At 66.7% G+C, this 11276-nt stretch carries 12 protein-coding genes; 8 read left to right on the forward strand and 4 right to left on the reverse strand.

The window, feature by feature from the left end; genetic code table 11:
- The first annotated feature begins 7 nt into the window (after positions 1-7).
- On the forward strand, positions 8-865 hold the full coding sequence (locus tag AC1Q5A_RS12655) for a PA4780 family RIO1-like protein kinase (RefSeq protein WP_492701099.1): 858 nt from the start codon (positions 8-10) through the stop codon (positions 863-865).
- A gap of 21 nt (positions 866-886) precedes the next feature.
- Here AC1Q5A_RS12655 and AC1Q5A_RS12660 read toward each other — a convergent pair whose 3' ends face one another.
- From AC1Q5A_RS12660 to AC1Q5A_RS12675, 4 genes are all read right to left on the reverse strand, one after another.
- Complete coding sequence (locus AC1Q5A_RS12660) at positions 887-1795, reverse strand: cation diffusion facilitator family transporter (protein WP_492701101.1); 909 nt, start codon at positions 1793-1795, stop codon at positions 887-889.
- A 463-nt stretch (positions 1796-2258) separates the two neighbouring features.
- Entirely contained in the window at positions 2259-4286 is a 2028-nt protein-coding gene (locus AC1Q5A_RS12665; RefSeq protein WP_492701103.1) for a tetratricopeptide repeat protein, read from the reverse strand.
- A 13-nt stretch (positions 4287-4299) separates the two neighbouring features.
- Entirely contained in the window at positions 4300-4815 is a 516-nt protein-coding gene (locus tag AC1Q5A_RS12670) for a Slp family lipoprotein (RefSeq protein ID WP_492701105.1), read from the reverse strand.
- Positions 4816-4851: 36 nt separating this feature from the next.
- Positions 4852-5766 carry a 23S rRNA (adenine(2030)-N(6))-methyltransferase RlmJ gene (locus AC1Q5A_RS12675; RefSeq protein WP_492701107.1) on the reverse strand — a complete coding sequence of 305 codons (915 nt, stop codon included), beginning with the start codon at positions 5764-5766 and terminating at the stop codon, positions 4852-4854.
- Between the two features lie 166 nt (positions 5767-5932).
- On the opposite strand from AC1Q5A_RS12675, the gene AC1Q5A_RS12680 reads away from it, so the two are divergent.
- From AC1Q5A_RS12680 to AC1Q5A_RS12710, 7 genes are all read left to right on the forward strand, one after another.
- Complete coding sequence (locus AC1Q5A_RS12680; RefSeq protein WP_492701109.1) at positions 5933-6274, forward strand: hypothetical protein; 342 nt, start codon at positions 5933-5935, stop codon at positions 6272-6274.
- A 100-nt stretch (positions 6275-6374) separates the two neighbouring features.
- Complete coding sequence (locus tag AC1Q5A_RS12685) at positions 6375-6770, forward strand: hypothetical protein (RefSeq protein ID WP_492701111.1); 396 nt, start codon at positions 6375-6377, stop codon at positions 6768-6770.
- A gap of 101 nt (positions 6771-6871) precedes the next feature.
- Positions 6872-8653, forward strand: coding sequence for a copper resistance system multicopper oxidase (locus AC1Q5A_RS12690; RefSeq protein WP_492701113.1), 1782 nt, complete (start codon positions 6872-6874; stop codon positions 8651-8653).
- A complete protein-coding gene (locus AC1Q5A_RS12695) occupies positions 8650-9687 on the forward strand; it encodes a copper resistance protein B (protein WP_492701115.1) in 1038 nt (345 codons plus the stop codon). The genes AC1Q5A_RS12690 and AC1Q5A_RS12695 overlap by 4 nt, the downstream gene beginning before the upstream one ends.
- A gap of 9 nt (positions 9688-9696) precedes the next feature.
- The gene (locus tag AC1Q5A_RS12700; protein ID WP_492701117.1) at positions 9697-10272 is read left to right on the forward strand and encodes a c-type cytochrome; all 576 of its coding nucleotides are present in this window, start codon (positions 9697-9699) and stop codon (positions 10270-10272) included.
- A gap of 35 nt (positions 10273-10307) precedes the next feature.
- On the forward strand, positions 10308-10760 hold the full coding sequence (locus AC1Q5A_RS12705) for a DUF411 domain-containing protein (protein WP_492701119.1): 453 nt from the start codon (positions 10308-10310) through the stop codon (positions 10758-10760).
- A gap of 69 nt (positions 10761-10829) precedes the next feature.
- Positions 10830-11255: a hypothetical protein gene (locus AC1Q5A_RS12710; RefSeq protein ID WP_492701121.1), complete on the forward strand. Its 426-nt coding sequence runs from the start codon at positions 10830-10832 to the stop codon at positions 11253-11255.
- The last annotated feature ends 21 nt before the right edge of the window (positions 11256-11276 follow it).

Consider the following 11276-nt stretch of genomic DNA (forward strand, 5'->3'; position numbering starts at 1 on the left):
ACGACGCATGAAAACCCCCAAGGGCCTGCAGGACCTGATCGACGAAGGCGTGATCGACCAGGTGCTCAGGCCGCTGAAGAGCGGCAAGGAAGCCTCCGTCTACGTCGTGCGCTCGGGCGAGGACATCCGCTGCGCCAAGGTCTACAAGGACATGGCGCAGCGCAGTTTCCAGCAGCGCGTGCAGTACCAGGAAGGCCGCAAGGTACGCGGCAGCCGCGAGATGCGTGCGATGGGCAAGGCCACCCGGTTCGGCCGCAAGGAGGCCGAGGCGGCGTGGAAGAATGCCGAGGTTGATGCGCTGTACCAGCTGACCGCCGCCGGCGTGCGCGTGCCGAAACCCTACGGCTATTTCAGCGGCGTGCTGGTGATGGAACTGGTCACCGACGCGGACGGCCATTCGGCGCCGCGGCTGGGCGAGGTGGAGCTGTCTGCCGATACGGCCCGCGCCTACCACCGCTTCCTGATGCAGCAGGTGGCGCGCATGCTGTGCGTGGGGCTGATCCACGGCGACCTGTCCGAATACAACGTGCTGGTCGGGCCGGCCGGCCCGGTGATCATCGACCTGCCGCAGGTGGTCAGCGCCGCCGGCAACAACGCGGCGCGCACGATGCTGCGCCGTGACGTGGGCAACATCACCATCAGCCTGTCGCGTTTCGCGCCGGAACTGCTGGACACCCACTACGGCGAGGAGATGTGGGCGCTGTACGAACTGGGCGAGCTGCACCCGGACAGCGAACTCAGCGGCCGATTCGAGTTCGATGAAAGCATCGCCGACGTCGACAGCGTGATGCAGTCGATCATCGATGCGCGGGAAGAGGCGCTGATCCGCCAGCAGGGGCGCGAGGCCGCGATGCAGGGGGACTGAACGGCGGCTTGCGAGGCAGGTTCAGTCGGCGAAATCCGGCTCGAAGAAGCTCCAGCGCACGTCGCCGAATTCGGCTTTCATCGCTGCCTCGACCGTGTTGATCGCCTCGATCATGCCGTGGTCGCCGGCGCCGGGCTGCATGCGTGCCTTGACCGCCACCATCACGTCCGGCCCCATCTGCAGGGTGATCAGGTTGAGTACCTCGGCGACCTCGGGGCGGGCGTTGAGGAAGGCCAGCAACTCGTCGCGGCGGCGCGGCTCGACGCCCTGGCCGATCAGCAGCGCCTTCACCTCGATCGCCACCAGTACGGCGACCACGATCAGCAGCACGCCGATGGCAATGGTGCCGGCGGCGTCGAACACCAGGTTGCCGGTGAGCATGGTGGCGCCCACGGCGAGCGCAGCCAGGCACAGGCCGAGCAGGGCGGCCAGGTCTTCGCCGAAGATCACCAGCAGCTCGCTGGAGCGGGTTTCGCGGAACCAGGTCCACAGGCCCTGGTCGCCGCGGGCCTTGTTCACTTCGTGCAGGCAGCCGCGCATCGAGATGCCTTCGACCACGATGCCGAACAGCAGCACCCCCAGCGCCAGCCACGGCCACTTCAGCGGCTCGGGGCTGGTCAGCTTGTGCACGCCTTCGTAGATCGAGAACATGCCGCCCACGCTGAACAGCAGGATCGCGACCAGGAACGACCAGAAGTACAGCGCGCGCCCCCAGCCCAGCGGGAACTCGTCGGAAGGCGGCCGTTTCGCCTGGCGGATGCCGAGCAACAACAGACCCTGGTTGCCGCAGTCGGCCAGCGAGTGCACCGCCTCGGCCATCATCGCGCCGGAGCCGGTGACGGCGGCAGCGACCAGCTTGGCCACGAAGATGGCGAAGTTGGCGCCCAGCGCGAGCAGGATCGCCTTGATGGGATTGGCGTGACTGGACATGCGGGGCTCGGTACGGGGCGGGCGAACATCATAGCGACGCACGCGATGCGCATAGCGTTGGGCTGGGCCGCTGGAATCGGGCTTTCATTCGGCTGCTGATAGATTGGTTGGGCACCGCAGCGGTGTCTGCTCCCGGCCACAACCCGTCAGTCGACGCTTCAATCAAGTCGCCCCAGAGCTGACGTTCGCCGTGCGTGTAACGGCGCCGATTCCGGCATGGGAATCTCGCTTACGCAGCGCTGCTCGTGATGTGCCAAGGCGTTCGAGGCACTTGTTTGGCCGAGTCCGCGTCGCTCACTGCTGGCTCGAACCGGCTGCCGCGGGAACCGTCGGCCCGGGAGTGGTAAACCGGCCCGCGTGCGCAAGGTTGCGAAGTGCGGGTCGTGCTGGCCGGCCCGCGTGATGAAGGGGGCCCTGAGCACAGATGGCTTCGCTTGAGTTCGGCAAGGAGGCAGGATCGGTATTATTGGCACGTGAATGCGTTCTCGCCTGCGCTTGGGGCCGGCCTGCAAAGGTCCGGCCAGCCGTTGCGCTTCCAGTAGTCGACCATGCCAAGCCGCTTGGCGAAGCCCTGGAAGGCGACATCCTGACGTGCCTTGCGCGACCACGGCTCCGGCTGCCACAACCAGTTGAGGTAGGCATCGGACAAGCCGCTATGGCCGTGCTCGTACAGGTCGAACGAGCGCCCCGCTGCGCCCAGTTGCAACAGCAAGGTGGGTGCCCACTCATCGTCCGTGTGCGCACCGACGATCTTCAGCGCCATTTGTTTTTGGCTGACGGTGCCAAACGTGCCGAGATAGATCACCACCAATTCCTGCTCAGGGATTTTTGAGCCCATGCGGGCGGCGGAACTTGCGAAGTTCCGCTTGGCTCCCTCTTTGTCACCGTGAGCCGCATCGTAATACCCGAGCATCAGTTCGCCGAATGGAGAGTCGGCCGTCCCGCTACGGTGGATGAAATCGAGTGCGCCCGCTTGATCGCCTTCGCGCCAGCGAAGCATGCTCTTGTAGAATAACAACAGGGGGTTAGCGGGGTCGTTGGCCAGCGCGGCATCAAGCCGTGTTTCGGCATCGCGGGTACGGCCCATTGCGGCCAGCTCGTTCGCCGCCCAGTAACTCACTGCGGAATTCTCTGGAGCCAGTTCCAGCGCGCGCTGCATCGGTTCCACCATGGAGCTGTAGTGCCGCTGCGAGAACTGGTTGTAGCTCAGGGCGGCGTAAGCATCCGCATCATTCGGATTGAGCGCGCGCGCGCGCTGTGCTGCTTGATCAGATGCCAGCCAGCTCGTCTGCCAGTCGGCGTTGCTGTATTGGGGAAGCACGGCGTAGGCCACGGCCAGCGTCGACCAGGCACGTGCGAAACGCGGGTCCAGCCCGGTCGCTTCATCCAGAAGGGCGATCGCTCGCGGCAGGCTGTCACCCACCCGTTTCGTCACCAGTTCTTGCGCCTCGATGAACTTCGCATAGGCCTGCGAATTGTGGGTCACCTTGTCGACCAGACGCCGGGCACCGGCATCGCTGAGGGTGATATCCAGCTGGCTGGCGACGTCGCGTGCGCAGGCGTCTTGGAGCTTGAACACGTCGGCCAGGCTGCCGTCGTACTGGTTCGACCACTGCTGCACGCCGTCACTGGTGCGCACCAACTCCACCGTGATGCGCAGTTCATTGCCCTGCTTGCGCACCGAGCCAGTCAACACGTGGGCCACGCCGAGTTGCTGGCCAACTGTTTGCGGTGGGATGTCCTTGCCCTGGAACTGGAATGACGAACTACGACCGAGCACGCGCAGGCTCTTGATCCGGGTAAGCGCGTTGAGGATTTCCTCGGCCATGCCTTCGGAGAACAGTGCCTGGTCCTGCGCTACGCTGAGGTCGGCAAACGGCATCACGGCGATCGAATTTTTTGCCAGGGGCTTAGTGGCAATGGCCTTGGCATCAACGGTATTTGCCGCGCTGCTGTCCACCGCCATGGCTTGCTGCGCAGGCGGCGCCAAGCGCCACAACAGCACACCACTCACGACAATCAACCCCACCAAAATCAACTTCTCCGAGCGCGGCATTTTCTGGGCCCTGCGCTCACCGTGATACCAGGCCAGCACCAGCACCACGAAGAAACCCATGATCAGCACCAGCGTAATACCGCGACGCAAACTCTCCGGCCAACCAAACTGCGCCGCAACGATATCCAGCACGGGTATCAAAGCTACTGCCACCGCCGCATAGCCCAGCAGCCATTGCACCAGCTTGTGTTCTTTCAGTCGTGCGAAGAATTCTTCCACCGCATGGCCCCGGTCCCCAGCCTCGGCGAGTATAGCGCCGGCCCGCCGCAGCACGGCGGGGCCGGTCGGCGGACGAGGCTGGCATGCGCGAGATCCGCTGGAGTCGCCCGTCATAGGCAGCCCGCCTAGCCGAAAGCAGCCGTTCGTCACCGTCAGCGACGGGTCGAAAGCGGCCACTACTGTAGTTAACCTGCCTAGGCCCTGCTGCTCGGCCATGGCCGATTGACTGTCAGCGGATGCCGACGCCCAAGCCCACGCCGAAATGGACGTTGTTGCGCCCCTTGTTCATCTCCTCGGTGGTCCACACGTGCGATTGCGCCACGCTGACCAGCGGGAACACGTAGTCGGCCTCGCCGACCTTGCCGGCGCGGCTGCCGCCGAGCTTGCCGTCGACGGTCATCAGCGCGCCGGAGGGGTAGTCCAGCGGTTCCACGTAGCCGGGCATCACCGCGATGAAGCGGCCGCTGCCGCTGTCGTTCGCCTTCGGCCGCTGCGAAGAATCCAGCGGATAGGCCAGCAACTCGATCTCGCTGTGGTCGGCGAGCACCTTGACCTGCACGATGCGGCCACCCCAGATCACCTGGCTGTTGCTGAACTTCTCCGGCGATTGCGCGACCTGGAACGGCGCGGCGGTGACCGCGGCGCCGCCGGCCTTGTAGATCGGCGCCGGAGCGCAGGCGGCCAGCATCAGCAGGACGACCGGCGCGGCGAGGCGGATCGACAGGAAGGCGAGGCGTGTGTGCATGGTCGTGCTCCTGGATAAAGCCTGGATGCGCCGAGCTTAGCGGCGCCCCGGCGTTCGCGGTAGCCGCGAGGCGGGCAGCGGGCTGGGCGTGTTCAGCTGGCTGCCGGCTTCATCCAGCAGCCAGTCCAGTTTCACCTCGGCCGGGCGCTCCTGCGACAGCAGGCTGGCCAGTACGTGCAGCGGTTCGCGCAAGGTGTCGTCCAGCTTCCACGGCGCGTTGAGGATCACCATGCCGGAGCCGTTGAGGCGCAGCGGCGAATCGTCCGGATGCACCAGCAGTTCAGCGCGCAGGATGCGCTTCACCCCGCTGTGCTGCAGCTTGCGCAGGAACGGCTGCACCTGGCTGCGCAGCTTGATCGGGTACCACACCGCGTAGACGCCGGTGGGCCAGCGCAGCAGGGCCGATTTCAGCGCCTGCTCGATCAGCTTGTACTCGGCCTCCTGTGCCTCGTACGGCGGGTCGATCAGCACCAGTCCGCGCTTCTCCTTCGGCGGCAGCAGCGCCTTCAGCGCCTCGTAGCCGTCGCGCAGGTGCACGTGCACCTGCGGGTTGCCGTGGAACAGCTCGCGCAGCTTCGCCGCTTCCTCGGCATGCAGTTCGCACAACTGGGCGCTGTCGCCCGGGCGCAGAAGGCGGGCGACCTGCAGCGGCGAGCCCGGGTAATGCTTCAGGCCCTGCTCGTTGCCTTCGCCCTTGAGGATGCCGGCGCGCCAGCGCTGCAGCAGCGGCGGCACCTTCTCGGCCGGGTGCAGGCGCGCGATGCCGTCCCGGTGCTCGCCGGTCTTCTTCGCCTCGAAGCCTTCCAGCGGGTAGCTGCCGCTGCCGGCGTGGGTGTCGATGTAGCAGAACGGCGTGGGCTTGGCCTGCATCGCCTCGATCAGCGCCAGCAGCACGGTGTGCTTCAGGACATCGGCGAAATTGCCGGCGTGATAGGCGTGGCGGTAATTCATGGCGGTCACGGCGGGCGGGGTGGACCAGTATAGAGGGGCTGGCGCCATGCTCCCTGGGGCGCGACGTAACCTTTCCTGCACGTTGGCCGGTGCAGGCTGCGCCTGTTGCAGCATTGCAACCGGCCGGGCGTAGGGCTCCGGCCGTCCACCTGCGCGGAGAATCATCATGACGTTCTCGCCAAGAATCATCGTTTCGACGGCCGCCTTCGGCCTTTGCCTGGCGTTCGGCACGGTCAGCGCCCAGGACACCGGAGGCATGGCGCCGGCATCGGGGTCGAGCAGCATGGGGCACATGGGCATGGGCGCGATGCATCAGAAGATGATGCACCACGACAAGAACGGCAGCATGCACATGATGCCGGCCACGGTGAGTTCGGTCGACACCAAGACCGGCATCGTCGAGGCGGATTCGGAAGGCATGTCGCTGCGCCTGCACTTCCCGCCGGTTTCGGTGGCGAACCTGAAGGCTGGCGACAAGATCACGCTGCACATAGGCTACACCAAGTAGTTCGTCGGGTGACGGACAAACCGCGGCGGGCGTCCGTCACGAGGCCGATGGACCCGCGTCCAGAGTTGAGGCTCGACGACACGGACCTTATGCTGTGCCGATGAGCCGCCCACTGCGCCATGCCGCACGCTTGCCGTCCTTCCGGGCGATGGCATGGTTGGCGTGGCTGATCCTCGCCTTGGCGCCGGTGCACGGGATGCCGCGCGGGGCGATGGGTGATGTGCTTCTGGGTACGCCCACGTCATCCGTCGCCCACGTCATCGATCACGGCCGGCACGCCATGCCGACCGCGACCGATTGCTGTGGCGACCAGGCGCATGGCCAGCACGGGTCGATGGGGTCGACCCATTGTGCGGCGATGTGCGGCAGCATCCTGCCGGTGCTCGCCATGGCCGGGTTGGTTCCGGTGGCGCCGGGACCTCTGCGCCTTTCTCCATCCTTCGCGCCCGCGCCCAGCATCGTGCATGCGGTGCCGCTGCGACCTCCGGTCGGCTGATTCCCGCTCGCTGCAATAGCGCCTTCAGGCGCGCCCGAAGGCGTGCGTGAACGACGGTCCGTGTCGGCATCGAACACCGATGCTCCCAGAAGGAGACAAACGTGCATCCATTTCCTCCGTTGCCCGCGACCGACCTGTCGCGGCGACGTTTCGTGCAGGGCCTGGCCCTGGGTGGGGCGGCAGCGGGCCTTGGCCTGTTGCGGCCGGCGAACGCCTGGGCGCTGGCCAGCCCGGGACAACCCACTGCACTCGGCGGCACCGACTTTGCGCTGGACATCGTCGAGACACCGGTCAACTACACCGGCAAGACGCGGCTGGCGACCACCGTCAACGGCGGCATTCCCGGCCCGCTGCTGCGCTGGAGGGAGGGCAGCACGGTGGCCCTGCGCGTGACCAACCGGCTGCGCACGACCACCTCGATCCACTGGCACGGCATCATCCTGCCGACCGGGATGGACGGGGTGCCCGGCCTCAGTTTCGACGGCATCGCGCCCGGCGAAACCTTCGTCTACCGGTTCGACGTGCGCCAGTCGGGCACGTACTGGTACCACTCGCACTCCGGTTACCAGGAACAGACCGGCGTGTACGGCCCGCTGGTGATCGAGCCGGCCGGCCCCGAGCGGCATCCGGTCGATCGCGACTACGTGGTGATGCTGAACGACTGGACCGACGAAAACCCCGCGCATATCTATGCGAAGCTGAAGAAGCAAAGCAACTACTACAATTTCGCGCAGCCCACGGTTCCGGACTTCTTCCGCGACGTCGGCGAAAAGGGCCTGCGTCAGGCCCTGGCGCAGCGCAAGATGTGGAACGAGATGCGGATGAGCCCGGCCGACCTCGCCGATGTCTCGGGCTATACCTATACCTACCTGATGAACGGCACGGCGCCGGCCGGCAACTGGACCGGCGTGTTCCGTCCCGGCGAGAAGATCCGCCTGCGCTTCATCAACGGCTCGGCCATGAGCATCTTCGACGTGCGCATCCCCGGCCTGAAAATGACCGTGATCGCCGCCGACGGCCAGGATGTCGAGCCGGTCGTGGTCGACGAGTTCCGCATCTCGATCGCTGAAGTCTACGACGTGATCGTCGAACCGCAGGACGAGCGCGCCTACACGCTGTTCGCACAGTCGATCGATCGCAGCGGCTACGCCTGCGGCACACTGGCGCCGCGCCAGGGCATGCGGGCCGACATTCCTGCGATGGACCCGCGCCGGCAGCTGGCCATGCGCGACATGATGGGCGCGATGACGATGGGCGGCATGGATCACGGCAGCGACCATGGTTCGATGCCATCGATGCCCGGTATGGATCACGGCGGCATGGCCGGCATGGATATGGGCAACAAGCCCGTCGGCGACGCGCCGGCGGTGCATCACGCCCGTACCGAGTACGGCCCGGGCACCGACATGCGCGTGGACATGCCGCGGACCAACCTGGACGACCCGGGCACCGGGCTGCGCGAGAACGGCCGCCGCGTGCTGACCTACGCCGACCTGCACACCATCGGCGGCCCGATCGACGCGCGCGAACCCGGCCGCGAGATCGAATTGCACCTGACCGGCAACATGGAGCGCTTCATGTGGTCGTTCGACGGCGTGAAGTTTTCCGACGCCAAGCCGGTGCATCTCAATACCGGCGAGCGCGTACGCATCGTGCTGGTCAACGACACCATGATGAACCACCCGATCCACCTGCACGGCATGTGGAGCGAGCTGGAGAATTCCGACGGGCAGTTCCAGGTGCGCAAGCACACCATCAACCTGCAGCCGGCGCAGCGCATCACCTACGCGGTATCCGCCGACAATCCGGGGCGATGGGCCTACCACTGCCACATGCTTTTCCACATGGAGGCGGGCATGTTCCGCGAGGTGGTGGTGTCATGAACGCGCTCCATCGCATCGTCGCCACCCGCCTGGCCTTGCTCGCCGCCTGCCTGTCGGCGGTTTCGCTGACGGCGGCGGCACAGAGCGTTCCGGACGCCATGCCCGGCATGGATTATGGCGGCATGACCATGCCGGCGCCTGCGGCCACGTCACCGGCGCCGGCCGGCATCGCCGTGACGCCAAGGAAGTCTGCGGCGAAACCGAGCCCGGCTCCGGAAGATTCGCACCCGATGCATCACGGAACGATGTCCGGCATGGACCCCCACGCCATGCCGGGCCAGGCTTCGATGGCGGGCATGACGATGGCGCCGATGCAGGGCGGCAGCCCGCCATCCGATGCACGCAGCCCGGATTACTCCGATGGGCTGGGCCACGTCTCCATGCATGGCACCGGCATGCACGACAGCGGCGCGCTGGGCATGCTGCTGATCGATCAGCTGGAAGCGTTCCACGGCCGCGACGGCAACGGCCAGGCGTGGGAAGCCGAAGGCTGGTACGGCAACGACGCGGACAAGCTGTGGCTGCGCAGCGAGGGCGAGCGCAGCGGCGGCCGGCTCGAGGACGGCGAGATCGAGGCGCTCTGGAACCATGCCGTCGCCACGTTCTGGGGCACGCAGCTGGGCGTGCGCCACGATTTCGGCGCCGGCCCGCGGCGCGACTGGGCCGCGTTCGGCGTGCAGGGCCTGGCGCCATACTGGTTCGAGGTCGAGGCAACCGCCTACGCTGGAACTTCCGGACGCACCGCGGCCCGGCTGCGTGCCGACTACGAGCTGCTGTTCACCCAGCGTCTGATCCTGCAGCCGGAACTGGAGGTCAACCTGTACGGCAAATCCGACCCGGCGCGTGGCATCGGCAGCGGCGTCTCGGATGCGAAGCTGGGGCTGCGCCTGCGCTATGAGATCCGGCGTGAATTCGCGCCGTACATCGGCGTAGTCTGGACACGCCGCTGCGGTGCCACGGCCGATTTCGCCCGCGCCGATCATCAAGCAGTCTTCGACCAGCAATGGGTCGCCGGCCTGCGCATCTGGTTCTGAGGAAATCCCATGAAGCGATTCATCATCACCCTCGTGGTTCTTTGCGTCGTCGCCATCGCCGGCATCGGCGTCTTCGTCGGGTCTGGCGTCTACGACATCGGCGCCGACGCCCATCACACGAAGCCCGTCTATGCGCTGATGCAGGTGCTGCGCGAGCGCTCGATCGAGCATCACGCGCAGGGCATCGTGGTGCCGAAGCTCGACGACCCGCAGCTAATCCTCAAGGGCGCCGGCCAGTACGCGGCGATGTGCACCGGCTGCCACCTGGCGCCGGGCATGGCCGAGAACGAAATGCGCCCGGGTCTGTACCCGAAGCCGCCGCAACTGTCGAAGTTCCGCCCCGACCCGCGCGAGGCGTTCTGGGTGATCAAGCACGGCATCAAGATGAGCGCGATGCCGGCGTGGGGCGCCAGCCACGACGACGCCACCATCTGGAGCATGGTGGCGTTCCTGCAGAAGCTGCCGGATCTGTCGCCGGCGCAATACAAGGACATCGTGGCAAAGGCGCCACCGGACGAGGACATGGAGATGGACATGCCCGGCGACGCCGGCCACCACCACGATGCGGCGGAGCATCAGCCATGATGCCGGCGGCAACCATCCGCAGCAGGAGCACGGCGGTGAAACGATGGCTTGGCCGCCGGGGCGTCGCCCTGCTGTTCGCCGCGCTGTTCGCGCCGGCGGCGCTGGCGGCGAATGCGTTCGACGTATATCGCGATCCATCCTGCGGCTGCTGCGGCGCGTGGGTCAGCTACATGCGTGCGCAGGGCTACGCCGTCACCGTGCATCAGGACCAGCCGATGACGGCGGTGAAGGCGCGTTTCGGCGTGCCGGCTGGCGCGATGTCCTGCCATGCCGCCGTGATCGACGGCTATGTGATCGAAGGCCATGTGCCGGTAGCGGACATCCGCCGCCTGCTCGCCGAGCGACCCGATGCGATCGGCCTCGCGGCGCCTGGCATGCCGATGGGTTCCCCGGGTATGGAGATGGGCACGCCCGAACGTTACGACGTGGTGCTGATCGGCCACGACGGCTCGACCAGGGTATATGCGACGCACGGCCGGGGAGCGTGAGCGACGCCGCGCGGCCTGCTTGATCCGCATCAATGACGCCGCCGCCCCTGATGCTACAGTGCCCGTGAGATGAAACGCGCCTTCCGCCTCCGTCCGCTCACCCGTCGCCGCCTTGCGTGGCTGGTGACCCTTCTGCTGCTTTGGCAGCAGGTGGCGGTGGCTGCGTATGCCTGTGTCGCCGCGCCGGCGTCACCCGGTGCAGTGGCGGCGGCCGTGGCGGTGCATGCCTCGTCGATGGCAGCGATGGGCGACGGTTGCGCGGACATGAAGGTGCCGACCGATCCGCTGTGCCGGCAGCACTGCCAGCCCGACCACGCCACCCAGGTCGATGCGCGCAGCGCTTCGGTGCCGGCCAGCACGCTGGCCACGTTGCCGCCGGAGTCGCCGTCTGTGGCCACGGTGGCGTTACCGTCGCATCGCGCCTTGCTGCGACGGGATCAGCTGCGTGCGCCGCCACTGATCCCCCGATTGTTGTTCTGCTCGCTCCTGATCTGATCTGACACGTCGCGGTATCCA

Source organism: Rhodanobacter sp. GW835-FHT13D09 (assembly GCF_058793995.1).

Bases quoted from the DNA above. Each gene is read 5' to 3' on its own strand.
- AC1Q5A_RS12655 (WP_492701099.1), top strand. From the start codon at position 8: ATGAAAACCCCCAAGGGCCTGCAGGACCTGATCGACGAAGGCGTGATC.
- AC1Q5A_RS12660 (WP_492701101.1), bottom strand. From the start codon at position 1,795: ATGTCCAGTCACGCCAATCCCATCAAGGCGATCCTGCTCGCGCTGGGC.
- AC1Q5A_RS12665 (WP_492701103.1), bottom strand. From the start codon at position 4,286: ATGGCCGAGCAGCAGGGCCTAGGCAGGTTAACTACAGTAGTGGCCGCT.
- AC1Q5A_RS12670 (WP_492701105.1), bottom strand. From the start codon at position 4,815: ATGCACACACGCCTCGCCTTCCTGTCGATCCGCCTCGCCGCGCCGGTC.
- AC1Q5A_RS12675 (WP_492701107.1), bottom strand. From the start codon at position 5,766: ATGAATTACCGCCACGCCTATCACGCCGGCAATTTCGCCGATGTCCTG.
- AC1Q5A_RS12680 (WP_492701109.1), top strand. From the start codon at position 5,933: ATGACGTTCTCGCCAAGAATCATCGTTTCGACGGCCGCCTTCGGCCTT.
- AC1Q5A_RS12685 (WP_492701111.1), top strand. From the start codon at position 6,375: ATGAGCCGCCCACTGCGCCATGCCGCACGCTTGCCGTCCTTCCGGGCG.
- AC1Q5A_RS12695 (WP_492701115.1), top strand. From the start codon at position 8,650: ATGAACGCGCTCCATCGCATCGTCGCCACCCGCCTGGCCTTGCTCGCC.
- AC1Q5A_RS12700 (WP_492701117.1), top strand. From the start codon at position 9,697: ATGAAGCGATTCATCATCACCCTCGTGGTTCTTTGCGTCGTCGCCATC.
- AC1Q5A_RS12710 (WP_492701121.1), top strand. From the start codon at position 10,830: ATGAAACGCGCCTTCCGCCTCCGTCCGCTCACCCGTCGCCGCCTTGCG.